The 24,273-nt window shown below is 70.8% G+C and carries 20 protein-coding genes; 4 read left to right on the top strand and 16 right to left on the bottom strand.

Going from position 1 to position 24,273, the window contains the following annotated elements:
* Position 1 precedes the first annotated feature (1 nt).
* From hisE to RIC31_RS22085, 14 genes are all read right to left on the bottom strand, one after another.
* Positions 2 to 316, bottom strand: coding sequence for a phosphoribosyl-ATP diphosphatase (gene hisE, locus RIC31_RS22150; protein WP_350113053.1), 315 nt, complete (start codon positions 314 to 316; stop codon positions 2 to 4).
* The gene (locus tag RIC31_RS22145) at positions 313 to 2,010 is read right to left on the bottom strand and encodes a Na/Pi cotransporter family protein (protein WP_350113050.1); all 1,698 of its coding nucleotides are present in this window, start codon (positions 2,008 to 2,010) and stop codon (positions 313 to 315) included. Before RIC31_RS22145 ends, hisE begins: the two co-directional genes overlap by 4 nt.
* Before the next feature lie 37 nt (positions 2,011 to 2,047).
* The gene (gene phnE, locus RIC31_RS22140) at positions 2,048 to 2,863 is read right to left on the bottom strand and encodes a phosphonate ABC transporter, permease protein PhnE (protein WP_350113047.1); all 816 of its coding nucleotides are present in this window, start codon (positions 2,861 to 2,863) and stop codon (positions 2,048 to 2,050) included.
* Positions 2,863 to 3,678, bottom strand: coding sequence for a phosphonate ABC transporter, permease protein PhnE (phnE, locus tag RIC31_RS22135; RefSeq protein ID WP_350113044.1), 816 nt, complete (start codon positions 3,676 to 3,678; stop codon positions 2,863 to 2,865). The genes phnE (RIC31_RS22140) and phnE (RIC31_RS22135) overlap by 1 nt, the downstream gene beginning before the upstream one ends.
* Positions 3,675 to 4,538 carry a phosphonate ABC transporter ATP-binding protein gene (gene phnC / locus RIC31_RS22130; RefSeq protein WP_350113041.1) on the bottom strand — a complete coding sequence of 288 codons (864 nt, stop codon included), beginning with the start codon at positions 4,536 to 4,538 and terminating at the stop codon, positions 3,675 to 3,677. The genes phnE (RIC31_RS22135) and phnC overlap by 4 nt, the downstream gene beginning before the upstream one ends.
* A 28-nt stretch (positions 4,539 to 4,566) precedes the next feature.
* Complete coding sequence (phnD, locus tag RIC31_RS22125) at positions 4,567 to 5,529, bottom strand: phosphate/phosphite/phosphonate ABC transporter substrate-binding protein (RefSeq protein WP_350113037.1); 963 nt, start codon at positions 5,527 to 5,529, stop codon at positions 4,567 to 4,569.
* A 181-nt stretch (positions 5,530 to 5,710) separates the two neighbouring features.
* Positions 5,711 to 6,838 (bottom strand): DUF1513 domain-containing protein, encoded by a 1,128-nt coding sequence (locus tag RIC31_RS22120; protein WP_350113034.1) that lies wholly within the window; start codon positions 6,836 to 6,838, stop codon positions 5,711 to 5,713.
* On the bottom strand, positions 6,819 to 7,883 hold the full coding sequence (locus RIC31_RS22115; protein ID WP_350113031.1) for an imelysin family protein: 1,065 nt from the start codon (positions 7,881 to 7,883) through the stop codon (positions 6,819 to 6,821). The genes RIC31_RS22120 and RIC31_RS22115 overlap by 20 nt, the downstream gene beginning before the upstream one ends.
* Before the next feature lies 1 nt (position 7,884).
* Positions 7,885 to 9,084 carry a di-heme oxidoredictase family protein gene (locus RIC31_RS22110; protein ID WP_350113029.1) on the bottom strand — a complete coding sequence of 400 codons (1,200 nt, stop codon included), beginning with the start codon at positions 9,082 to 9,084 and terminating at the stop codon, positions 7,885 to 7,887.
* Positions 9,081 to 10,544, bottom strand: coding sequence for a multicopper oxidase family protein (locus tag RIC31_RS22105; RefSeq protein ID WP_350113026.1), 1,464 nt, complete (start codon positions 10,542 to 10,544; stop codon positions 9,081 to 9,083). Before RIC31_RS22105 ends, RIC31_RS22110 begins: the two co-directional genes overlap by 4 nt.
* Positions 10,545 to 10,560: 16 nt before the next feature.
* On the bottom strand, positions 10,561 to 11,820 hold the full coding sequence (locus tag RIC31_RS22100) for a DUF2325 domain-containing protein (protein ID WP_350113023.1): 1,260 nt from the start codon (positions 11,818 to 11,820) through the stop codon (positions 10,561 to 10,563).
* A gap of 14 nt (positions 11,821 to 11,834) precedes the next feature.
* A complete protein-coding gene (locus tag RIC31_RS22095) occupies positions 11,835 to 13,121 on the bottom strand; it encodes an imelysin family protein (RefSeq protein WP_350113020.1) in 1,287 nt (428 codons plus the stop codon).
* A gap of 249 nt (positions 13,122 to 13,370) precedes the next feature.
* Entirely contained in the window at positions 13,371 to 14,612 is a 1,242-nt protein-coding gene (locus RIC31_RS22090; protein WP_350113017.1) for an MFS transporter, read from the bottom strand.
* A 5-nt stretch (positions 14,613 to 14,617) separates the two neighbouring features.
* On the bottom strand, positions 14,618 to 15,478 hold the full coding sequence (locus RIC31_RS22085; protein WP_350113014.1) for an isocitrate lyase/PEP mutase family protein: 861 nt from the start codon (positions 15,476 to 15,478) through the stop codon (positions 14,618 to 14,620).
* Between the two features lie 158 nt (positions 15,479 to 15,636).
* Between RIC31_RS22085 and RIC31_RS22080 the strand changes: the two genes are divergently transcribed.
* On the top strand, positions 15,637 to 16,083 hold the full coding sequence (locus RIC31_RS22080) for a hypothetical protein (RefSeq protein WP_350113011.1): 447 nt from the start codon (positions 15,637 to 15,639) through the stop codon (positions 16,081 to 16,083).
* Positions 16,084 to 16,091: 8 nt separating this feature from the next.
* Here the strand turns inward: RIC31_RS22080 and RIC31_RS22075 are convergent, their stop codons facing one another.
* On the bottom strand, positions 16,092 to 16,667 hold the full coding sequence (locus RIC31_RS22075) for a PAS domain-containing protein (protein WP_350113008.1): 576 nt from the start codon (positions 16,665 to 16,667) through the stop codon (positions 16,092 to 16,094).
* A gap of 244 nt (positions 16,668 to 16,911) precedes the next feature.
* On the opposite strand from RIC31_RS22075, the gene RIC31_RS22070 reads away from it, so the two are divergent.
* The 3 genes from RIC31_RS22070 to RIC31_RS22060 all read left to right on the top strand — a co-directional run bounded on the left by RIC31_RS22070 (position 16,912) and on the right by RIC31_RS22060 (position 23,546).
* Positions 16,912 to 18,090 carry an efflux RND transporter periplasmic adaptor subunit gene (locus RIC31_RS22070; protein ID WP_350113005.1) on the top strand — a complete coding sequence of 393 codons (1,179 nt, stop codon included), beginning with the start codon at positions 16,912 to 16,914 and terminating at the stop codon, positions 18,088 to 18,090.
* Positions 18,091 to 18,139: 49 nt separating this feature from the next.
* On the top strand, positions 18,140 to 21,304 hold the full coding sequence (locus RIC31_RS22065; RefSeq protein ID WP_350113002.1) for an efflux RND transporter permease subunit: 3,165 nt from the start codon (positions 18,140 to 18,142) through the stop codon (positions 21,302 to 21,304).
* A 70-nt stretch (positions 21,305 to 21,374) separates the two neighbouring features.
* The gene (locus RIC31_RS22060) at positions 21,375 to 23,546 is read left to right on the top strand and encodes a N,N-dimethylformamidase beta subunit family domain-containing protein (protein WP_350113000.1); all 2,172 of its coding nucleotides are present in this window, start codon (positions 21,375 to 21,377) and stop codon (positions 23,544 to 23,546) included.
* A gap of 75 nt (positions 23,547 to 23,621) precedes the next feature.
* On the opposite strand, the gene RIC31_RS22055 is transcribed toward RIC31_RS22060, so the two are convergent.
* Entirely contained in the window at positions 23,622 to 24,260 is a 639-nt protein-coding gene (locus RIC31_RS22055) for a TetR/AcrR family transcriptional regulator (protein ID WP_350112997.1), read from the bottom strand.
* Positions 24,261 to 24,273 lie beyond the last annotated feature (13 nt).

The raw sequence follows: 24,273 nt of genomic DNA, 5'->3' as shown, positions 1-24,273 counted from the left end.
GTCAGGACTTGGGCATCTTGCCGGCCAGGCCGAGCGTGCTCTCGCGATGGTCCATCTCGGCCCAGATCTCCGAGGGCGTAATGCCCATGTGGACCCACAGCACCATGAGGTTGTAGAGCAGGTCGGCGGATTCCCGGATCACGCCGTCGCGGTCCGCGACGACCGCGTCGAGCGCCACCTCGGTGGCTTCCTCGGCGACCTTCTTGGCGACCTTCGGGTTGCCGTCCTTCAGCAACTGGGCGGTCCGGCTCTCGGGCGGCGATTCCGCCCGGGCGAGGTGGACGCCGTGATACAGCCGGTCGATCGGGTGGCTCATTGGGCGTCGGCCTCGCTGGCGGGGGCCGTACGCTGCTTGCGGCCGGCCTCGGCGTCCGGCGTGCGCAGCCGGCTGGATGCGATCTGCCCGGCATCCTCGAGGATCGGGTAGGCCACAGAGGTGACGTGACTGTTGATCCGTTTGAGATCCCGCAGCACGTCCAGGTGCAGCGAGCTGCTCTCCATCGATTCAGGCCGGCCGGCGCCGATGCGGGCGTAGTGTGCCTCGGAGTAGCGCTGCTCCATCTCGCGGATCCGCACCTTCTGCTCGAGCAGCTTGCGCGCCAGCTGCAGGTCGCCGGACATGAAGACGTTCAGCGCCAGCTGCAGGTTGCTGACGACCTGCGCATGCATGCTCTCGATCTCGCCGAGGCCCTCCTTGGAGAACGACAGCCGCGCCTTGATCTTCTTGGCCGCCAGCTCCATCAGGTTCTTGTCGATGATGTCGCCGACATGTTCGAGGTTGGTGGTGAAGCTTAGGATCTCGACGGTCCGGCGGCTCTCCGCCGGGTCGAGTTCGTTGCGGGCCAGCCGGGTCAGGTAGATCTTGATCGCCTCGTGCAGCCCGTCGACCACGTCGTCCGACCGCTCGACCTCCTTCACCATGCCGGCGTCGTCGCGCCGGAACACCTCCATGGTGCGGGTCAGCATCTCCGAGACCTCGTCGCCCATGCGCAACGTCTCGCGGCTGGCGCAGGTCAGGGCGACCGCCGGGGAATCGAGCGCCGACTGCTCCAGGTAGCGCGGCTGCTTGTCGTCGTCGACGATCTCGCGCTCGGGCAGCAGGCGCATGACCAGGGCCGCGACCAGGCTGACGAGCGGCAGGAACACGGCCGCCAGCGCCAGGTTGAAGATCGTGTGGAAGTTCGCGACCCGGTGGGCGTCGTCGAACGAGATCATCGCCAGATACGGGATCACGTAGGGAACCGCCCACACGCAGGCGGCGGCCCCGGCGGCCCGCATCAGCAGGTTGCCGAGCGGAACGCGGCGGGCACTGGGCAGCTGCCCCAGCGTCATGACCAGCGGCGTGATCGCGCCGCCGACATTGGCACCGAGCACCAGCACCAGCGCCAGCTGCATGCTGATGACCTGCAGCGACGCCAGCGACATCACCAGCACCACGACCGTCAGGCTGGAATGCGCCAGCCAGGTCAGCACGGCCGCCACCAGGATCGCCAGCAGCGGTTCGCTGGTCAGCGGGTGCAGCAGCACCGACAGGGTCTCGGCGTCGCGCAGCGGGTGCGAGGCCAGCATGATCAGCCGGATCGCCAGCAGCATCATCCCGAGGCCGATCAGGATGCGTGACAGGTTGCGCCGCCTGCTGTCCTCGGTGGTCAGGAAGCCGATCACGCCGACCAGCAGGAACAGCGGCGACAGCCAGGAGATGTCGAGCGACAGCACCTGGACCACCAATGTGCTGCCGACGTCGGCGCCGAGCATGACGGCGAGAGCCGCCGGCAGCGCGATCATGCCGCGGCCGCCGAACGACGACACGATCAGCGCGGTCGCCGTGCTGCTCTGCAGGACGCCAGTGACCGCCATGCCGGTGGCGAAGGCGGTCAGGCGGCGCCGGGTCGCCACCGCGATTCCGCGCCGGATCGCCGAGCCGAAGGCCCGGGTCACGCCGGTGCGGACCATCCGGACTCCCCAGAGCAGCAGCGCGATGCCGCCGGCGATATTGATCAGGATTTCCAACCCGATGTCCTCGACTGCGTGGTGGCTGGGCCGGCCGTCAGATGATCGCGTGCCGCACCCGGGCCGAAACCCATTCGCTGATCAGAACCGTCATCAGAATAAGCACGAAGATCACTGTAACTTGGGGCCAGGCGAGAATGTTCAACGAGTCCTGCAGCTTCAGGCCCAGGCCGCCGGCCCCGACCAGTCCCAGAACCGCCGACTCGCGAATGTTGATGTCCCAGCGGAACACGCAGATCCCGGCGAAGGCCGGCAGGATCTGCGGCACGATCGCGAAGTCGATGACCTGCGCGGTCGAGGCCCCGGTCGCGGTCACCGCCTCGACCTGCTTCTCGTCGATCTCCTCGATCGCCTCGTACAGCAGCTTGGCGACGAACCCGACCGAGCGCAGCGCGATCGCGACGATTCCGGCCGGCACGCCCGGGCCGATGATGGCGACCAGCAGCAGCGCCCAGATCAGCGCGTTGATCGACCGGCTGGACACGATCGCCAGCATCGCCAGCGGCCGCACGATGCGCACGCTCGGCGTCGTGTTGCGGGCCGCCAGGAACGCCACCGGAACCGCCATGATGACCGCCAGCAGGGTGCCGAGGGTGGCGATGTTGATGGTGTCCCAGAGCGGTCCCATCAGTTCCGGCAGATAGCCCCAGCGCGGCGGCACCATCCGCGAGCCGATGTCGGCGGCCTGGCTCGGCGCGTCCGCGACGAAGGCCCAGATCGTGTCCTTCGTCATGACCTGCCAGCAGAACACGAACAGCGCCACCAGCGCGAACCAGCCGAGCCAGATCAGCAGATCGGCGCGCGGGGTTCGCTTGCGCCAGACCTGGGGGAAGCTGCGGGAGGTGTCGGTCATCACTGGATCCGCTGGCGGATGACGCTGGAGCCGTACTCGGCGAGCATCACGATGACGATGATCAGGATCAGGATGGCGGCGGCCGAGTCGTACTCGTAGCGGTCCATGGCGGTGTTCAGGGTGGCGCCGATGCCGCCGGCGCCGACGATGCCGATCACCGAGGATTCCCGGAAGTTGATGTCGAGCCGGTACAGGCTGAGGCCGATCAGCCGCGGCATGACCTGCGGCTGGATGCCGAAGTTCACCACCTGCCACCAGCCGGCGCCGGTCGCCCGGATCGCCTCGGCCTGGGCCTCGTCGATGTCCTCGATGTCCTCGGCCAGCAGCTTGGCCAGGAAGCCGATGGTGGCGAAGGACAGGGTCAGGAAGCCGGCGAACGGCCCGAACCCGAACATCGCCACGAACAGGATGGCGATGATGATCTCCTGGAAGCTGCGCGACAGCGCGATGATCGCGCGACAGGTCAGATAGACCGGCATCGGGGCGATGTTGCGGGCCCCGCCGATGCCGATCGGCACCGAGATCAGGATGCCGACCACGGTCGCCGTCACGGTCATGGTCAGGCTCTCCTCCATCCCCTGGGCGATGTCGCCCCAGCGGCTGAGGAAGTCCGGGACCAGGAAGCCCTTCACGAAGCGCAGGCCGCGGTCGAGTCCGTCGTAGACCCGGGTCCAGTTGATGTCGATCGAGGCGAAGGCCAGGACCAGGTAGACCAGGGAGCCGCCGTAGATCGCCCAGCGCAGCCGCGGGTCGCGGATCGGCGGCGGTCGCCGCCAGGTCGTCGGAAGCGGGGTGGTCTCGGCGGGTGCGCTCATGACAGTCCGGCCAGCCGCTCGCGGTCCAGGACCTCGGCCGGGCCGTGCGCCTCGTCGTGCGGGGCCGGGGCATCGAGCGGTTCCTCGGCGTCGTCCTCGACCGATCGGATCGTCGCCGACCAGTCCTCCTCGCCGTAGATCCGGGTGAGCACTTCATCGTCGAGCTCGTTCGGGGCGCCGTCGAACACGACCTCGCCGGCCTTCAGCCCGATGATCCGCCGCACGAAGCTCTGGGCGAGCGCGACGTCGTGGATGTTGATGATCGCCGGCAGGCCGCGCTCGTCGCAGATCTCGACGATCAGGCGCATGATCTGCCGGGACGTCTTGGGGTCGAGCGAGGCGGTCGGCTCGTCGACCAGCAGCAGGTCGGGATCCTGCGCCAGGGCGCGGGCGATGCCGACCCGCTGGCGCTGGCCGCCGGACAGGGCGTCGGCGCGCTTGTCGACATGGGCGCCGAGCCCGACCCGGTCGAGCAGCCCGTAGGCCTTGGAGACGGCATCCGGCGGAAACCGCCGGAAGAAGCTGCGCCAGAAGCCGACATAGCCGAGCCGCCCGGAGAGCACGTTCTCCATCACGGTCAGCCGCTCCACCAGGGCATATTCCTGGAAAATCATCCCGATCCGCCGCCGGGCCCGCCGTAGCGCGCCGTGCCCGAGCCCGGTGAGCCGGGTGTCCCCGAGCGTCACCTGGCCCGAGCTCGGCTCGACCAGACGGTTGATGCAGCGGATCAGCGTCGACTTGCCGGCGCCCGAGGGACCGATCAACCCGACCACCTGCCCCGGCTCGACGGTGAGCGACACGCCGGTCAGCGCCCGATCGCCGGTACGGTAGGTCTTCGTCAGGTTCTCCAGACGCAGCATCGATGCGGCCCTCCGACGCCGTCGCCGTTTACTTGCAGGCGTACGAGACGCCGTTCGCCGTATCGATCTTTCGGATGACGTCCCAGTGAGTCTTGTAGGTGATCGGGATGAACTGCTCCTCGCCGGAGCGGGCGAACTCCTCCTTCAGGGCCGAGCCTTCCCAGTCGAAGGTGAAGAACGCCTCCTTGATCTTCTCCTGCAGGGCCGGCTTCAGGTTGTAGACGTAGCCGAAGCCGGTGGTCGGGAAGGTCTGCGACTTGTAGATCGACACCACCTGATCGGCCTTGATCACGTCGCGCGCGATCATCCGGTGCATGACCGAGTTGGCGATCGAGGCGGCCGGATAGTCCTTGTTCGCGACCCCTAGGATCGAGTTGTCGTGCTTGCCCGAGAACACCGGCTCGAAATCCTTGCCGGCCTCCATGCCGAAGTCCGCCTTCAGGATCGCCGACGGCGCCTTGAAGCCGGAGTTGGAGGTCTGCGAGGTGAAGGCCATCTTCTTGCCCTTGATGTCCTCGACCTTGGTGATGCCGCTGCCCGGATAGGTGATGATCTCCATCTCGTAGCCGAAGTGGCCGTCCTTGCTGGCCATGATCGTGAACGAAACGAACCCGGCGCAGTTGACCGCCAGCGGGTTCGAGCCGGTGTTGAAGCCGGCGACGTGCAGGCGCCCGGCCCGCATCGCCTCGATCTGCGCGGCGTTGGACTGCACCGGGAAGAACTGGACCTTCTTGCCGGTGACCTTCTCCATGTGCCGCAGGAAGCCGTCCCACACCTTGGCGTAGACCGCCGGATCCTCGACCGGCGTGTAGGCGAAGATAAGGGTGCTCGGGTCGATCTGCTGGCTCGGGTCGCTCGGCGTGTCGGCGGTCAGGTCGCCGTTCTCGTCCTTGAAACGCGAGTCGAGGGCCAGGCCCGGGGTCGACCACGCCAGGACGGTGGCGAGCACCGCGACCGCACCGGACGCCTTCAGCAACGCACGACGTATCATGTCCATCCCTCCCTCGGGTGTTGTGTGATCACGGCTTCAACGCCGACGTGGACCGTCGATCCGAACCGTGTTCCGGCAATTCTACAATCATCAAAATCACTTCGGGTCCAATATTTTCGGAATCGCGCATGAATCGCGGCGAAGCGGCGACGGATTCGGGGAAATCCGGCGGTCGCTGTGTTCAGATCCGCGCGAAGTGATTGTCGAAGGCCAGCCCCGGGACCGGCACCAGGGTGTCGCGCATCAGCGAGCGGCCGGCGTCCAGGGGTCCGATCGCCCCGGTGCCGTCGCTGATCCAGAGGCGGTCGGTGCCGTCCTCGACCGCCAGGCCGCAGGCGTCGGTGGCCCGCACCAGCCCGACCGTCCGGCTGCGCCGCAGGTCCCACACCCCGACCCCGTCGCCGCGCGGGTAGCTGGCGGCCAGGTAGCGGCCGGTCGCGTCGATCGCCAGGTCGCCGACGTAGTTGCGGGTGACGGCGGGCGGTGCGGAGTCCTGCGGCATCAGGGTGACCGTGCCGTCTGGCGCCCAGATGCCGGCCAGCGGCACCCCTTGGTCGAGCGGACCCTCGTACTGCATGCCGAAGCCGATGCCGCCGTCCGGCGCTATCGCCAGGTGACGGATGCTGAGCTGGTGCAACTCCTTCGGCAGTACCAGCCGACGCAGCGCCTCACCGGTCGTCGGGTCGAGCACCGTCAGGCAGGGCTCCATGCTGGCGAGGTTCAGCTTGGCGCGTCCGGAACCGGGATGGGTCAGCAGGCCGCCGTTGGCGATCGCCAGGGTGCGACCGTCGCGGCCGAGCGCCAGGTCGTGCGGCCCGATGCCGTGGGCGTCCAGTTCGCCGACCCGGACGTAGCCGGCGGCGACGTCCCAGACGCCGATCACGCCGCGGCCGCCGTCGTAGTCGTTCTCCGTGGTGTAGAGCAGGCGCCCGGCGGCGTCGAACACCGCGTGGCCATAGAAGTGCCGACCCCGCGGCGCCGACAGGCTGCGGCGCAGCGCACCGTCCGCCAGCCCGACCACGGCCAGGAATCGCCCCGGTCGGCGGGCCATCACCACGATCTCGCCGCGGCCGCGCGCCACCACCGGCTCGTGGCCGCGGCCCGGCAGCGGTGTGGCGAACCGCAGCGTGCCGTCCGGCTCCAGCGCGACCACCCCGAACCGGCCGTCCGGCAGCCGTGCGGTCGACACCAGCAGGCGGGTCCGGGCCCGCGTCAGGCCGGGAGCCAGCGTCAGGCCGAAGCCGACGGCGGCGCCCCAGAGCAGGGCGCGCCGACCGATCGCGGTCGCGTCAGTCGCCGTCGAGCGCATTGAATCCCACCTTCAGGCCGAGGGCGGCGGCCAGGTCCTGCCGGATCATCGTCCGCAGGTTGCCCAGCACCACGGACAGGTAGTCGAGCCGGCCGCGGGCGGCCTCGTCGTAGACCGCCTCGTCGATCGGCAGCGTCACGCTCTCGGCCGCCTTCACGGCGTTCTCGAACTCGAAGGCGATGGAGTTCGCGAGCCAGCCGTAGTCCTCGGGCAGCCCGCGCGTGAAGCCGCCGAGGTCGACGAAGGCCATCAGCGCGAAGGCGTCGGCGGCCAGCACCTCGATGGTCAGCCCCGAGCGCCGGAACGGCGCGACGAACGGCTTGGCGCCCGCCATGTCGTCGCCGAGCACCGGCTTCAGCTTCTGGTCCTGGACGACCTGCAGGCCGGTGGCGAGGGCGCGGTGCAACTCGGCCAGGGCTTCCGCCGGCGTGCGATAGAGCGGGTCGTCCGCGTCCGGTCGCACCAGCCGCCGGGCGATGCCGTCGGCGGCGGCCCAGTCGTCGGCGACCGCGGCCGCGACCCCGGCCAGAGTCTTGGACGCAGCCACGGCGTAGGCGCAGCGGAAGTCGTCGGGCGCGTCGCCGCCGTCGCCGTACAGCAGGTATTCGATCGCCGTCAGACCCTGCAGGGCGACGCTCTTGCCGGCCAGTTGCTCCGGGTCGGTGACGGAGGCGTCGCGGTCGGCGAGTGCCCGACGGAGCTGGCGCTGGCCGATGCCCTTGGGGTCCGGCCAGAACGCGATGCGCTCCATCCGGTGGTCGTCGACCAGCGGGCCGAAGCGCAGGAACTGCACCCCGCTCCAGCCCTCGACCGCGGTCCGGAACGCATCGTCGAGCGCCGCGCGGGAAGCCGTGTCGGGGGTCTTGCAGAACCCGGCGACCGCGCGGTGCAACGCCCCGGTCTCCCGTGCGAAGCGGCCGGTCGCCGGGCGGATGTAGTCCTCGATCGCACGCTGCACGATGGCCGTGTCGCGGGCCGGCCGGTCGGCGGCGGCCGGGGTCGCGAAGGCGAGGAGCAGGACCAGACCCGCGGTCAGCCGGCGCATGTCACAGTCCTTCCAGGTAGGCGAGCAGGCGGGCGGCCTCGGCCGGCGGCAGGTCGCGGTAGCGGTCGCGCGCCCGGGCCGCTTCGCCGCCGTGCCAGCGGATCGCCTCGTCGACGGTGGCCGCCCGTCCGTCATGCAGCAACCGGTCACCATGGCGCACCGCCCGTCCGAGGCCCCAGAGCGCGGCGGTGCGCCACTCGGCTCGCGATGCGTCGCCCTCCGGGAAGCCACCCTCGAGGCCGGGGCCCATGTCGTGTAGCAGCAGATCGGTGAACGCCCGGACCGGCCGGCCGCCGGCGCCGGCGAGCTCGGGAACATGGCAGGCGGCGCAGCCGGCCGACCGGAACAGCGCGTCGCCCCGCGGGTCCGGTGCCGCCACCGGTGCCGGCAGGGCCGAGACATAGGCGACCAGGGTGCGCAGGGCGTCGGCCGGAACCTCGACTCCGTCGGCATGGCCGCCGTCGCCATGCGGTGCACGCAGGCAGGCCGCCTCGGCGGCGGTGCAGTCGCCGGCATGGTCCGGCCGGTCGACGGTCGACAGCCCGAGATCCGTCAGCAGGGCCGCCGTGGTCTGGCTTTCGACCGTCGGCTCTAGCGCCTTCCAGCCGAACCGGCCGCTGCCGAGGCGCCCGGAGATGCCGTCGCCGTCGTGGTCGGCGGGATCGGCCAGCGCGTTCAGTGCGTCGTCGGGCACCCCGGCCAGCAGCCCGATGCCGTGCAGCGCCGGGGCCCGCCGCGCTTCGGTCCGGGTCGCCGGTGGAAGCGCGCCATAGGCCAGGGCGTCCAGGCGGATCCCGGTTACCAGCGGGCCGAGCGCCGGGTCGGGCGAAGGGACCAGGTCGAATGCCACGGCGGCCTCGGGAGCGACCACGGCGGTGCCGAGGGTCTGGACCTGCAGTCCGTAGACCGGGTCGCCGGGCCCGGCATCACTGCCCAGGCGAACCACCAGCGCCTTCGGGTCGATGGTGCCGTCGGGACGCGCCGCGGTGCGCGACCCGCCGCCGCCGGCATGGCAGCCGGCGCAGGAGCGGGCGGTGTACAGCGGGCCGAGGCCGTCGCTGCCGCGGGTCGAGGCCGGCGACGGCACCCACATCCGGTCGAACAGCGCCTTGCCGACCGCCACGTCCAGCGGATCGGCCGCCGTTGGCCGGGGCGCGAGGCAGAGCAGCGCCATCGCGGCGATCGGGAGCGCGCGCATCATGCCACCGTCACGTAGCCCATCATGCCGGTGTCCTGGTGCTCGATGATGTGGCAGTGGAACATCCAGCGGCCGGGATTGTCGGCGACGAAGGCGATGCGGGCGCGCTCCTTCGGGGTCAGCAGCACGGTGTCGGCCCAGTGCACCGGGCGGTCGACCTTGTTGGAATCCAGTACCTTGAAGCTGTGGCCGTGCAGGTGGATCGGGTGCATGTGCGGGGTGACGTTGGCGAGCTCGAAGACATAGGTCTTCCCGAGCTTCAGTTCGGCCAGCGGCGGCGGCGGGTACTCGTGGCCGCGCTCCGGCCAGGTCTGCCGGTTGATCGCCCAGTAGGTGGCGGTGTTCAGGCACAGCGACCGCCCGAGGTCGATGGTCCCGCCGGTCGGGGTCTCGATCGTCTGGTTGATCGCGGTCGAGCTGAACACGAAGGGCAGGGTCTCGGCGTTGCGCAGGTCCGGTTCCGGCAATGTCGGGGCGAACAGCGGGGTGGGATCGAAGGCGGGCGCCGCGTCCGGCGCCGGGGCGTCGCCGACCAGGGTCATCAGGGTGACCGGCTCCCTGGCGAAGTAGTCGACCACGCGCGCGGACGCGCCCGGCGCCGGCGCGCGCACCACCACGTCGAGCCGCATCGCCGGGCCCATCCGCCAGGCGACCAGCGGGAACGGCGACACGGCGTTGCCGTCGACCGCGATGACCGCCGCCTCGGCGTCCATGACCCCGACCTGGCTGATCCGGGTGACGTCCAGGTTCAGGATCCGCACCCGGACGTCGTGGCCGGCAGGTACCCGGACGGTCGGGGCGTCGGCGAAGTTGGTGGAGCGCAAGGTGCCGAAGGTGCCGGCCTTGGCGGCACCGGCGTCGGTCTGGAAGTCGAGGAACCGACCGGTCGCCTGGTCCAGCCGCCAGTCCTTCAGCAGGCACAGCAGGTCGGCGGCGTAGGGCTGCGGCGCGTCGCCGTCGACCACCAGAACGCCGGCCAGGCCGCGCCCGACCTGCTCGACCGTGTTGCAGTGCGGGTGGAAGAAGAAGGTGCCGGTGTCGGGTAGCGTGAACCGGTAGTCGAAGGCCTCGCCGGGCAGCACCGGCGGCTGGGTCATGTACGGCACCCCGTCCATGGAGTTCGGCAGCCGGATCCCGTGCCAGTGCACCGAAGTGTGCTCGGCCAGCCGGTTCTCCAGGCGGGCCTCCAGCACGTCGCCCCGCCGCGCCCGGATCACCGTCAGCGGCGCGTCGCCATAGGTCCACAGCGGCGAGACCGGGCGGTCGGGGCCGAGCAGGTGGACCGGCCGCTCGGCCGCGGTCAGGCTGTGGCGATGGGTCGTCGGCGCCGCCGGTGCGGGCGGTTCGGGCAGCGGCTTCGGCGGGCGGCCCCCGGTGGCGAACCCGCCGACCGACAGCACCGCCACGGTGGCGGCGCCGCCGACCAGCACGCGCCGGCGGGTGAAGGCGGGGTTTCCGTGCATTCCGGTCATCGCGACCTCATACGGCCAGCACCCGGCCGCCTCCGTCGGCTGCCGGCGCCGGCTTCAGTCCCAGTTCGAGCAGCGCCCGGGCGAAGCAACTCCGGCTCGCCGACTTCAGCGGCAGGAACGGCTTGTCGAGGCGCTGGCACAGGTGCTTGACCCGCAGGCAGGCGGAATGGCTGACGCAGTCGACCGGGCATAGCACCGCGTCGACCCCCTCGACCAGATCGTCGATCCGCTGCAGCGTCTCCTCCTTGCCGCCGTCGTGATGCAGCAGGCTGGCCTGACGGCGCTCGGCGACGTCGCGCAGATGTGGCAGCAGCCCGGGCCGGCCGCCGACATAGAGCAGCCGGCAGGCCCCGCCGGGTATGCGTGGCGGCAGGGTCGGTGTGGCCGGCTCGGCCGCCGGCGCCCGGTCGCTCTCGGGGCGCCGCTGGCGATGCAGCAGGGCCAGCTGCCGGTTCAACTGCTCGACCTCGACCTCGAGCCCGCGGGCCCGGGTGCGGGCGCCGGCGAGGCTGCGCTCGCGCTTCGCCAGCTTGCGCTCCAGTCCGGTGGCCGGGGTGCGGCTGGCCTCCGGTCGGGTGGCCGCGGCCTCGGCAGCACTCAGCAGCTCGGACAGCCGGGCGATCCGGCGGTCGCGTTCCTCGACGCCGGCCTGGGCTTCCTGGGCCGAGCGGGTGGCGCGGGTCAGGCGGTCGCGGAGTTCGGCGTTGTCGCGCTCGAGCTGGTCGAGGCGGGCCGCGTGGTCGCGCACCGCCGAGCCCTGCAGGTGCGACATCATGTGGACCTCGCCGAACACCCGGGCGCGCAGGTCCTGCGGCACGTGGCGGTGCGAGAGCAGGGCCCAGTAGCCGCCGGCGATCCGGCCGGACGCCTTGAACTCCTGCCAGAGCCCGTCGAGCGCCGGCGGTTCTGCGAGGCGCGCAACCCGGCGCAGGGCGCCCTCGTAGCGATGGTCCAGCAGGCGCTGCAGGGCCCGCGCGACCGGCCCCTCCTGGGTCGACTGTTGGACGAAGTAGCCGTGGATCTCGTAGTCGGTGGAGTGCGCCGGCGGGGTCAGCCGCAGCTTGCGGGCCAGCGCCATCAGGTCGGGGGTGGCCAGGCAGGTCCCGAGGATCGAGCAGTGGAAGCCGCCGCCGATCTCCCAGAGCTTGAACCGGCCGCCCGACGAAACCGCTTCGCTGGGGGCGGAGTCCTGCGGATCGGCCACGGGCAGGGCGGCGCGCGCGCCCCGCGCCGGGTCGAAATCCGTCAGGCGGCCGGTGATCGTCATGGGGTTCGGGCCGCTCAGTTCTTCCCGACCGCGGCCGGGTTGTCGAGGCTGTCGGAGCCTTCGATCTGGATCGTCAGGTCGAGGGCCGCGACCACCCGTTCGATCGCCCGGGTCTGCGCCACCAGGGCGTCGATGGCGTCCTGGACGATCCGGTTCCCGGCGTCGTTGCCCTCGCCGATCATCTGGTCGTACGCCATCCTGCCGCTGTCGGCGGCGTCCTTCATGACCTGCATCCTGGCGGTGGTGGTCTCCAGGGCCTTGCGCAGCTCGCCGGCGACCGCCTTGTCCTTGGCGGCGGCGAGATCGAGGATCCCGGGGCCTTCGACCGCCTTGCCGCTGGTGCGGACATAGCGTCCGGTGGCCAGCGCCTGCATGCCGACCTGGTCGTAGTAGTGCGAGTTGTGGGTATTGTCGGAGAAGCAGTCATGCTCCTCCTCGGGATCGTGCAGGATCAGGCCGAGCTTCATGCGCTCGCCGCCCAACTCGCCGTAGGACAGGCTGCCGAGGCCGGTGAGGATGGTGGCCAGCGCGCCCTGCGATCCCTTGCCCTCGAGGTCCTTGCGGGCGGCGCCGCCGGGCGCCCAGTTGGCGACCATCTCGGCCAGGTCGTCGACCAGCAGGTCGGTGGCGGCGACCAGGTAGGCGGCGCGCCGCTCGCAGTCGCCGTTCGTGCAGTTCTTCGGGTCGAAATCGGTGTGCGGCCGGTTGCCGGCGCCCGGGCCGGTGCCGTTCAGGTCCTGGCCCCACAGCAGGAACTCGACCGCGTGGTAGCCGATCGAGACGTTGGCCTCGACCTCCTGGGCCTCGTGCAGCGACGCGATCAGCTTCTTGTCGATGGTCGAGGCGTCGACCATGGTCGCGCCGACCCGGATCTTCCGGTTGGCGATCACGTTCGCCGTATAGAGCGGGTTGTGCTCGGCCTCGCTGCCGTAGCCGGCGTCGACGTAGTCGATCAGGCCCTCGTCGAGCGGCCAGGCGTTCACCCGGCCTTCCCAGTCGTCGACGATGGCGTTGCCGAACCGCAGGCCCTCGGTCTGCTGGTAGGCCGGCCGGGCGTCGATCCAGGCCTTGCGCGCCGCCTTAAGCGTCGACTCGGTCGGCCCCTTCACCAGGGCGTCGACCGCCTGCTGCAGCGCCACCGCGCCGGCATGGGCGTCCTGGTACATGGCCTCGGCGATCGCCTCGTAGGTGGCGATCACCGCCTTGGCGTCGGGGGATGCGGCGCGGCCTCCCGACGGCAGCCCGCCGAGCGATGCGGCGAGCGTGGCCGCCAGAACGGCGGCGCGGGTCATCGATGTCATCCGGTCCCTCCCGGGTGCTGGACTGCAATGGGGCGTGCCGCACCGGGGGCCGGGCGCCACTGACCCGGCATTCGTATTGCGAACGCTTCGCAGTTTCAACCGTATTATTGCGAGGGGATCGCAATAATGTCGGGAAGGGCGTTACGCGGCGGGAGTCGCCGCGCGGTCTGCTCAGTGGTGCAGCATCGCCAGCTGGGCCGCATCCCCTTCGCGCGTCCAGACCGGTAGCCGAGCCGGCAGCCGGGCGGGTCAGGCGCTGACCTTCCGCAGCCGCAGGGCGGCGACCGCGAGCAGCGCGCCGATCCCGGCCAGCATGAACAGCCCGGCATCGAATCCGCCGGTGGCGTCGTACAGCACGCCGAGCATGATCGGCCCGCCGGCGCCGCCGATCTCGGCCGCCGAGAAGAACAGGCCGGTTGCCGTCCCGGCGTATTTCTCGCCGACCCCACGGATCTCCACCAGGGTCAGGATCGCCACCGTCATCAGCGAGCTGCGCGCGATGCCCTGCAACATCAGTCCGACCAGCAGCACCGGGCCGCCGCCGGCCTCGAGCATCAGGCTGGCGAACATGGCCGCGAGGCCGAGCCCGGCAAGCAGGACGAAGCGCCGCTCCGGGGTCGCCAGCCGCGGGATCAGCAGCGAGCCGACGATCGCGACGACCGTGGGGATGGTCGCCCAGTAGCCGGCGGCCGCGGCGGTCATGCCGTCATGGCGGAGCAGCTCGGGCAGCCAGTTGTTGAGGCCATGGTTGAAGCTGAAGATGCCGACCGCCATCAGCAGCAGCATGCGGACCGCCGGCAGCTTCAGCAGGCTGCCGATCACCTCGGTCTGCCTCGGCCGCGGGCCGCTTTCGGGTGGGTTGTCCAGGCGGCGCGCCACCGGGTGCAGCGACAGCAGCAGCCAGACCACCGCACCGGCGAACGCGCACAGCGACCACAGCTGCAGGACGCGGTGCCAGTCATGGCCGAGCGCCGGCATGGCGACCGCGTTGGTCAGCGACAGCACGATCACCGAGCCCATGGCCGGGCCGGTGATGTAGATCCCCATGGCCAGGCCGCGCTGGCTGCCGGTGAACAGCTGGCTGACCGCCTTGGGCGCGCCGGACGAGACGATCGGCCCGCCGATCCCGAACAGCCCGACCGCGAGCAGCAGGGTCGCGTAGTCGGTGGCGAAGCTGCGCGCCAGGCCGGAGGCGGCAACGATCAGCGCGCCGATGAACAGCGCCCGGCGGGCACCGAGCCGGTCCAGCAGGGCGCCGCACGGAATCGCGGCGGCGATGTACACCAGCTGCCAGATCCCCAGCACGCTGCCCATGGCGCCGTGGCTGAGCCCGAGGTCGCGGGTGATCGGCGCCACCACCGGCGCCAGCGACACCGTGATCATCCCGAAGCTGAGATAGACCAGCCAGATGCCGAACAGCAGCACCCAGCGGGCGGCACCCGCCGCGGGCGGGACGGCGGCGACCGGGACGGCCTCGGATCGGTCGGGCATGGCGGTCAGTCGAGGAAGCCGGCGGTCCAGCGGTCGTAGTCGGCGCCGCGCGTCAGCTGCTTCATCAGCTCGCCGGATGCGACCCCCGGCAGGTCGGCCGGGTCGACGCCGTCGCGCAGCGCCTTCAGGGTGGCGTAGACCGCCTGCACCCCGGCGGCGAAGGGCTGGTGGCCCTGCAGGCAGATCCGCACGCCCTGGCCGGCCAGGTAGTCCCGGTCCATCATCGCCTTCGAGGCGCCGCCCAGCATAAGCGGCAGGGTGACCTCGGCGGCGATCGCCTCGAGCTGGGCGCGGTCTTTCACGCCGACCAGGAAGATCGCGTCGACCCCGGTCGACTGGTACGCCCTGACCCGGGCGATGCAGTCCTCGGTGCCGGTCACGCCGGCGGCGCTGGTCCGGCCGAAGATGCTGAGGCCCGGGTCGGAGCGGCCGGCCACGGCGGCCTTCATCTTGCCGACCCCCTCATCGATCGACAGCAGCTCGGTCCTGCCGCCGGACCCGAAGGAGCGCGGCAGCACGGTATCCTCGATGCTGAGCCCGGAAATCCCGGCGACCTCAAGCTCCTCGACGGTGCGCTTGACGTTCAGGGCGTTGCCGTAACCGTGGTCGGCGTCGACCATCAGCGGCAGCGACGCGGCCCGGCAGATCCGGCGGGCCTGCTCGGCGAACTCGGTCAGGGTCAACACGATGAGGTCGGGCGCGCCGAGTACGGTCAGCGAGGCGACCGAGCCGGCGAACATGCCGATCTCGAAGCCCAGGTCCTCGGCGATGCGTGCCGAGATCGGATCGAACACCGATCCCGGATACACGCAGCGTTCGCCGGACAGGACGGCGCGGAAGTTCTCGCGCGGCGTGGTCGACCGCATGGGGCATCTCCGTGAGCTGGTGGCGGGCCGAAAGGCAGGACGGCGCGCATGTTAGCGCAGGATACCGGGGGCGCTACCAGTGCCGGATGCGATCCGTACGGAACTGCCGCCCGGCCGGACCGTTCAGCTACCGAACCGCCCGGAACGGAGTACCAGCCATGAAGCCGCTGATCATTGCGTCGATCCTGACCGCCGCCATCGCGGGCAGCGCGGTGGCCCAGTCTTCAATGAGCGGGCAGGTCGCCACCGGCGTCGACCAGGTCATGACCCGGGACGGCACCCGCTACGCCTGCACCGGGATCGGAGCCGAGAGCCGGACCGACCCGCGCTGGAGCGGGTTCCCGGCCAAGCTGGTGTTCGCCGCCAACGACGGCGGATACCTGTCGCAGGTCGCGACGCGGATCGCCGACGGCCAGGGCCGGACGGTGTTCGAGGTGCAGGACTGCGGCCCCTGGCTGCTGCTGGACCTGCCGAAGGGCCGCTACACGGTGAACGCGACCGCGCATGACGGTCAGGGCCGCAACTACGAAAGCCGGGCCATCATGACGGTCGGGGCGGGTGGCCAGACCGAGACGGTGGTGCGGTTCCCCGACCTGGCCGGCTGACCTGGGTTTCAGCCGCCGCCGGCGCGCAGCGCCGCCAGGTCGGCGGCCAGCTCGTCGGGCCGGGCCGGCTGCAGCCGCTCTTCCACGCCGGCATGCTCGACGTCGAACACCTGGCCCAGCAGCACCATGTCGACCGCCTCGCCGGTCTTTGACAACGGCAGGTGCAGGCGTCGGGTCAGCCGGTACTCGCGCTTCTCCCAGCGGAAGCGGCCCTCGGAGTAGATCGGGACGGCCTGCCCGACGACGATGCCGTAGAGCTGACGGGTGTAGGCCAGCGTATCGCCGCTCGTCAGTTCCTCGACGGTCAGTCCGGTGTAGTCGATGCCATGGGCGGCGACCACCTCGGTGCCGACCAGCCGGTAGCGGATCGAACGGCCGCCGTCGTCAACGTCGGCGAGCACGAGATTTCGCAGCAGCCGCGGAATCAGGGTCGGGTCGAGATCGTCCCGCAGCAGGGCCGGCCGGTCCCCGCGGCGATCCAGCCAGAAGTCGTAGAGAGCTTGCAGGCGCCCGTCGGCGATGCGGCCGCGAAACGATGGTCGATCATTCCGGCCCTGCCGTTCCAGTGTCCCGCTCCCTGCCACGCGCGCACTTCCCGGGGGTCGTGCCGAAGCCCGGCATTGTACACAAGTACGCGCGACCGGCGATCCGAACCCGACGATTCATCCTGCGGTAGCGCCGATTCGCGGGCATCGGCGACACATTCGTGCCATATCGCGTTCACATTCGTGCCTGACCGGCATATTTTGTGCGGCGCAACAAAGCACGAGCTAGGAGGTCTTGGAGTTTCAGCACTGGCGCATTTGAAGGTGTGACATGAGTTGGTCGATGGGCATTCGGACGTCGGCGGCGGTTGCGGTTCTCGCGCTCGGCGCGGTGCTGGCCGGGTGCGACCAGGCGCCGCCAGCCCAGGCCGCGGCGGCCGCGCCCGCACCACCGCCGGTCGAGGTGGCGGCACCGCTGGTCCGCTCGATCGTCGAATGGGACGAGTTCACCGGCCGGTTCGCGGCGGCCGAGCGCGTGGACATGCGGGCCCGGGTGTCCGGATATCTGCAGGAGGCGCACTTCCAGGATGGCCAGATCGTCCAGAAGGGCGACCTGCTGTTCACCATCGATCAGCGGCCGTTCCAGGCCGAGCTGGCGCGCGCCCGCGCCGAGGTCGCCAGCGCGCAGTCGCGGCTGTCGCTGTCGGAGCGCGAGCTGTCGCGGGCCGAGCGCCTGGTCGCCAGCAAGGCGATCAGCGAGGAGACCGCGGACAACCGCCGTTCCACCCGCGCCCAGGCGGCGGCCGACCTGCAGGCGGCACGCGCCGGCGCCGCCATCGCCGAGCTGAACCTGGAGTTCACCGAGATCCGCTCGCCGGTCTCCGGCCGGATCTCCGACCGCAAGGTCGATGTCGGCAACCTGGTCACCGGCGGCGACGGCGCCACCCTGCTGGCCACCATCGTGGCGCTCGACCCGATTCATCTCGAGTTCACGATGTCGGAGGCCGACTTCCTGAAATACGGCCGCCTGCACAGCGACGGCGTCCGGGCATCGGCACGCGACGGCGCGCACACCATCTATGCCCGCCTGATGGACGAGGCCGGCTGGCCCCATCAGGGCGTGATGGACTTCCTGGACAACACCCTCGACCCGGCGTCCGGCACGATCCGGGCCCGCGCCGTGTTCGCCAATCCCGACCTGCAGCTGACGCCGGGCACCTTCGCGCGGATCCGCATGGCCGGCTCCGGACGCTACGACGCGACCATGGTGCCGGATGCGGCGATCGTCTCCGACCAGGCCAACAAGATCGTCATGACGGTCGACGCCGAGGGCACGGTGGTGCCCCGGCAGGTCACCCTGGGACCGGTGGTCGACGGCCTGCGGGTCGTGCGCTCCGGGCTTGACCCGGCGGCCGACCGGATCGTCGTCAAGGGCCTGCAGCGCGCCCGACCCGGCGGCAAGGTGACGGTCGAGAGCACCACCATCCAGGCCAAGGCCGCGACGAGGACGGCCGGCGGCTGACCCGCCGCCGCTGCCCGCCGCGCCCCGCGCTCCAGACGAGGAACATCCCGTGCGCCTGTCGCATTTCTTCATCGACCGGCCGATCTTCGCATCGGTGGTGGCGGTCCTGATCACCCTGGTCGGGGCGATCAGCTACATCGGCCTGCCGGTCGCCCAGTACCCGGAGATCGCGCCGCCGACCATCCAGGTCACCGCCACCTATCCCGGCGCCTCGACCGAGGTGGTCGCCGACACCGTGGCGACGCCGCTGGAGCAGGAGATCAACGGCGTCGAGAACATGCTCTACATGTCCTCGCAGTCGACCGCCGACGGCCGCACCACGATCACCGTCACCTTCCGGCTCGGCACCGACCTGGACGAGGCGCAGGTGCTGGTCCAGAACCGGGTGGCGATCGCCGAGCCGCGGCTGCCCGAGGAGGTCCAGCGCCTCGGCGTGGTCACCCGCAAGAACTCGCCCGACCTGATGATGGTCATCCACGTCTATTCGCCGGGCGACGCGCGCGACAGCCTGTACCTGTCGAACTACGCCAAGACGCAGATCATCGACCGGCTGGCCCGGCTCGACGGAGTCGGCGAGGCCCGGGTGTTCGCGGAGCGCGAGTTCTCGATGCGGATCTGGCTGAACCCGGAGCTGATGGCGGCCCGCGCGCTGTCGGCCTCGGAAGTGGTCGCGGCGCTCAGGGCCAACAACCTGCAGGTCGCCTCGGGCTCGCTGAACCAGCTGCCGGTGCCGGACCCCGGCGCCTTCCAGCTCAACGTCGAGACCCTCGGCCGGCTGGTCGAGCCCGAGCAGTTCGAGAACATCGTCGTGAAGACCGACGCCGACGGCCGGGTCACCCGGGTGCGCGACATCGCCCGGGTCGAGCTCGGCGCCCGAGACTACTCGACCATCGGCTATCTCGACGAGAACACCGCGCTGCCGATCCTGATCTTCCAGCGCCCGGGGTCGAACGCGCTGGCCACCGCCGACGCGGTGCTAGGCGAGATGCGGACCCTGGCCGCCGACTTCCCGGACGGCGTCGCCTACGAGGTCGCCTACAACCCGACCGACTACATCGCGAAGTCGATCGACGAGGTCTACAAGACCATCTTCGAGGCGGTCGCCCTGGTCGTGCTGGTGGTCATCGTGTTCCTGCAGACCTGGCGGGCCGCGGTGATCCCGATCCTGGCGATCCCGGTGTCGCTGATCGGCACCTTCGCGGTGATGGCCGCCTTCGGCTTCTCGCTGAACAACCTGTCGCTGTTCGGGCTGGTGCTGGCCATCGGCATCGTGGTCGACGACGCCATCGTGGTGGTCGAGAACGTCGAGCGCTACCTGGCCGAGGGCATGGAGCCGAAGGAGGCCGCGCACAGGACCATGGACGAGGTCGGCGGCGCGCTGATCGCGATCGCCCTGGTGCTGTCGGCGGTGTTCATCCCGACCGCCTTCATCACCGGCATCTCCGGCCAGTTCTACCAGCAGTTCGCGCTGACCATCGCCTCGGCGACGGTGATCTCGCTCATCGTCTCGCTGACCCTGTCGCCGGCGATGGCCGCACTTCTGCTGAAGCCGCACCGGCCCGACCACGCGCCAAGTGGGGTGATGGGCGCGATCGGCTGGCCGTTCCGGACCTTCGCGCGGCTGTTCAACACCGGCTTCGACGGGCTGGCGCGCGGCTATGGCGGGCTGTCCCGGCGGCTGATCCGGGTCTCGGTCCTGGTGCTGGCGGCCTATGCCGGCCTGCTGTTCGTCACCGGCTGGCAGTTCGAGCGCACGCCGACCGGCTTCATTCCCGAGCAGGACCAGGGCTACATGATCACCGTGGTCCAGCTGCCGGCCGGCGCCTCGCTGGCCCGCACCGACGCGGTCGTGCGGCAGGCCACCCGGATCATCCTGGACACGCCGGGCACCCTGCACACCGCCGGCTTCGCCGGCTTCGACGGCGCCACCTTCACCAACGCCCCGAACGCCGGCGCCATCTTCTTCACCATGAAGCCGTTCGCCGAGCGCCAGGCGCTCGGGCTCGACGCGGCGACCATCCAGCGCAACGTCCAGCAGGCGCTCGGCCAGATCAAGGACGCCTACATCTTCGTGGTCGCCCCGCCCCCGGTGCGCGGCATCGGCACCGGCGGCGGCTTCAAGATGTATGTCCAGGACCGCCGCAACCGCGGCCTGCATGCGCTCGAAGGCGCCACCAGGGAACTGGTCGGAGGGGCGTTCCAGACCCCCGGCATCGCCTACGCCTTCACGCTGTTCAACACCTCGACGCCGAAGCTGTACGCCGACATCGACCGGGTGAAGGCAGAGATGCTCGGCCTGCCGCCGGAGGCGGTGTTCGACACCCTCGAGGTCTATCTCGGCTCGGCCTTCGTCAACGACTTCAACTTCCTCGGCCGCACCTTCCGGGTGACCGCCCAGGCCGACGGCGAGTTCCGCGACGACCCGCGCGACGTCGCCCTGCTGCGGGCCAAGTCGACCAGCGGCGAGATGGTGCCGATCGGCAGCGTCGCGACGTTTCGCGACATCACCGGCCCGACCCGGGTGGCGCGCTACAACCTGTACCCGGCGGCCGAGCTGCAGGGGGCGCCGATACCGGGCGTGTCGACCGGCGCGGCGATCGCGGCGATGGAGGAGCTGGCCGCACGGCAGCTGCCCTACGGCTTCTCCTACGAGTGGACCGAACTGGCCCTGCAGGAGAAGCTGGCCGGCAACACCGCGGCGATCGCGTTCACGCTCGCGGTGGTGTTCGTGTTCCTGCTGCTGGCGGCGCAGTACGAGAGCCTGACCCTGCCGCTGGCGGTGATCCTGATCGTGCCGATGTGCCTGCTGGCGGCGGTCACCGGCGTGGTGTTCCGTGGCCTCGACAACAACGTGCTGGTGCAGATCGGCTTCGTGGTGCTGGTCGGGCTGGCCGCCAAGAACGCTATCCTGATCGTGGAGTTCGCCAAGCAGGGCGAGGACGGCGGGCTGAGCCGGGCCGAGGCGGCGGTACAGGCGGCGATCACCCGGCTGCGGCCGATCCTGATGACCTCCTTCGCCTTCATTCTGGGCGTGCTACCGCTGGTGCTGGCCGAGGGCGCCGGCGCCGAGATGCGGCAGTCGCTGGGCACCGCGGTGTTCTCCGGCATGGTCGGGGTCACCCTGTTCGGGCTGCTGTTCACCCCGGTGTTCTACGTCGTCTGTCGCTGGCTGACCGGTTGGCGCAGGCCGAAAGCGGCGGCGCCGGCGGAGTAGCGGGCAAGGGCCTTCCCAGGCGCCGCGAAGCCGCCCACCATGCCGCCGTGGATTGGCAACGGGGGCAGGCATGCTGGCGCTTACGGGATATGTCGACCGGTTCTCCGCTGCGCCGAGCGGCACGCTGGCCTTCAAGGTCAGCAGCACGCTCGGCGAGGACTATACCGCCGACCTGGTGCGGATCCGCTGCGCCGACCCGAACCCGGCCGGGCCGGGCATGAAGATCCTGCCGGTGGACATCCCGTTCGGCGGCCGCTTCCCTTCGCGGTTCCAGCCGGTGCATCTCGGCTCCTACGGCCGGATCGACACCCCGGCGGCGTTGACCGACGTGCCGGTGCTGACGCTCTCGGCGATCATATGGCCGACCCTGCCGGGCCGCGGTCCGCAGGCGGTGCTGACGGTCGGCGATCCCGACGGCGCGGCCGGCGTCGGGCTGGAGGTCGGGCCGATGGGGGCGACGCTGCGGGTCGCGGGCAACGGCACCGGCGCCCTGGCGACCGGGGTGCCCCTGGCGGCCCGCAGCTGGTATCGGATCGCGGCGACCGTCGATCGCCGGGCCGGCACGGTCCGGGTATCGCAGACTCCGCTCGACGCCGCGCGCCTGGGCCTGAAGCCGGCCGAGGCGACCGCGACGTTGCGGCTGCCCGAGCCGCCGGGCGGCGGCGTGATGCTGGCGGCGGCCCCGGGCGCGGACGGGCCCGTTGCGCGCCACTACGACGGCAAGCTGGAGGCGCCGATGCTGGTGGCCGGCACCCTCGACGCCGCCGGTGCCCCCGGCGGCACGGTGCTGGCGGCCTGGGACCTGGGCCGCGGCATCGACGGGGTCCGGGTCGAGGATCTCGGCCCGGGTGGCCATCACGGCGTGCTGGTGAACCTGCCGACCCGCGCCGTCACCGGCTCGCGCTGGACCGGCAACGAGATGTGCTGGCGGCATGCGCCGGACGAGTACGCAGCCGTGCATTTCCACAGCGACGACCTGTACGACTGCGGCTGGGAGACCGGCTTCAGCTTCACGGTCCCGGACGGCATGAAGAGCGGCATCTACGGCGCCCGGCTGCGCTGTGCGGGCCACGAGGACATCATCCCGTTCTACGTGATCCCGGCGCCCGGCAGGCCGACCGCCAAAGTGCTGTTCATCGGATCGACCTACACTTTCCAGGCCTACGCCAACCATCGGCGCGGCAATCTGGACGAGGCGTTCCGGAAGCGGATCGCCGACTGGGGTGCCTATCCGCACAACACCGACGACCATTCCGACTACGCGCACTCGACCTACAACCGGCATCCGGACGATTCCGGGGTCGCGCTGTCGTCGCGGCTGCGGCCGATCCTGACCATGCGGCCGGGATACCTGACCTTCAACGACCCGCGCGGCTCCGGCCTCCGGCACTTCCCGGCCGACAGCCACGTGACCGACTGGCTGGAGGCCAAGGGCATCGCCTACGACGTGCTGACCGACGAGGACATCGACGAGGGCGGCGCCGAGGTGCTGAAACCCTACGCGGCGGTGCTGACCGGCTCGCACCCGGAGTACCACACGCCCGGCACGCTCGACGCGCTGGAGGGCTACACTGCCGCCGGTGGCCGGCTGTGCTATCTCGGCGGCAACGGCTTCTACTGGCGGATCGCCCGCAATCCCGACCTGCCGGGGGTCATCGAGGTGCGCCGCGCCGAGACCGGCATCCGCGCCTGGGCGGCCGAGACCGGCGAGTACTACCAGCAGCTCGACGGCGGCCTCGGCGGACTGTGGCGGCGCAACGGCCGGCCGCCCCAGCGCCTGGCCGGCGTGGGCTTCTCGTCCCAGGGCCTGTTCGAGGGCAGCTGGTACCGCCGCCTGCCGGCCGCCGACGACCCGCAGGTCTCGTGGATCTTCGCGGGCGTGCCGGAGGAGATCATCGGCGACTTCGGCCTGTCGGGCGGCGGTGCGGCCGGCTTCGAGCTCGACCGCGCGGAAGCGGCGCTCGGCACCCCGCCGGGGACCGTGGTGCTGGCGTCGTCGGAGGGCCACGGCCCGAGCTTCATCCCGGTGTTCGAGGACCTGCTGAGCCACGTCAACACCCTGCACGGCGGCACCCGCGACCGGCTGGTGCGGGCCGACATGATCTACGCCGACCTGCCGTCCGGCGGCGCGCTGTTCAGCGTCGGCTCGATCACCTTCTGCGGCAGCCTGGCGCACAACGGCTACGCCAACCCGGTGTCGCGGATCCTGGAGAACGTGGTGCGGCGGTTCGCGGGAGGGTGACGAGAGTGCCTGTCGCGTCGTGGGGCCCGGAGCCGGGCGCCCTCGCGCCCGACTCCGGAAGCCACCCGCCACCGCTCACGCCGCCGTCCGCACCTCGGCCTGCTCCAGGCCGAACTGCAGGCGCAGGTAGGTCTGCAGATGGCGCAGCTGCTGGGAGACGATCCTGGCGTCGTCCAGGGTACGCGACAGGATGAAGGCGCCCTCGAACACCACGGTGACCGCGTCGGCCAGGCTGTCGGCGTCGAACGCCAGACGTGGCGGGGTCCGGCCGGCGGCTTCGCGCAGCTTGGCGGCGATCTGGCCGCGCCAGGTCAGGATCGATTCGCGCATCACCGCCATGGTGCGCTCCTCGAACAGCCCGGCCTCGTAGCAGAACGACGCGAACAGGCAGCCCGGATAGGGCACGGTCCACTCCTCGGCGATCTCGGCGAACTGCTCGAGGAACAGCAGGAGCTGGCGAGCCGGGTCGTCGCTCAGCGCTTCCGCCGCCGCCATCTTGTCGGTCAGCTGCCGGATGTCGCGGCGGGCGTAGCGCTCTGCCAGGGCATGCGCCAGGTCGGTCTTGGTCGGAAAATGATAGAAGAAAGTTCCTTTGGTGATGCCGGCGCGCGGAAAGATCTGGTCGACCGACGTCGCCGAGTAGCCCCGTTCCATGATCAGGGTCTCGGCGGCGTCCATGATCGCCTTGCGGGTCTTGTCACCGTTGCGCGCCACAAATCCACTCCTG

Source organism: Thalassobaculum sp., from assembly GCF_040219615.1.
In the GTDB taxonomy this organism is placed as follows: Bacteria; Pseudomonadota; Alphaproteobacteria; order Thalassobaculales; family Thalassobaculaceae; genus Thalassobaculum_A.
The sequence above is the reverse complement of the archived record's forward strand: the minus strand, read 5'-3'. Positions and strand labels throughout refer to the sequence as shown.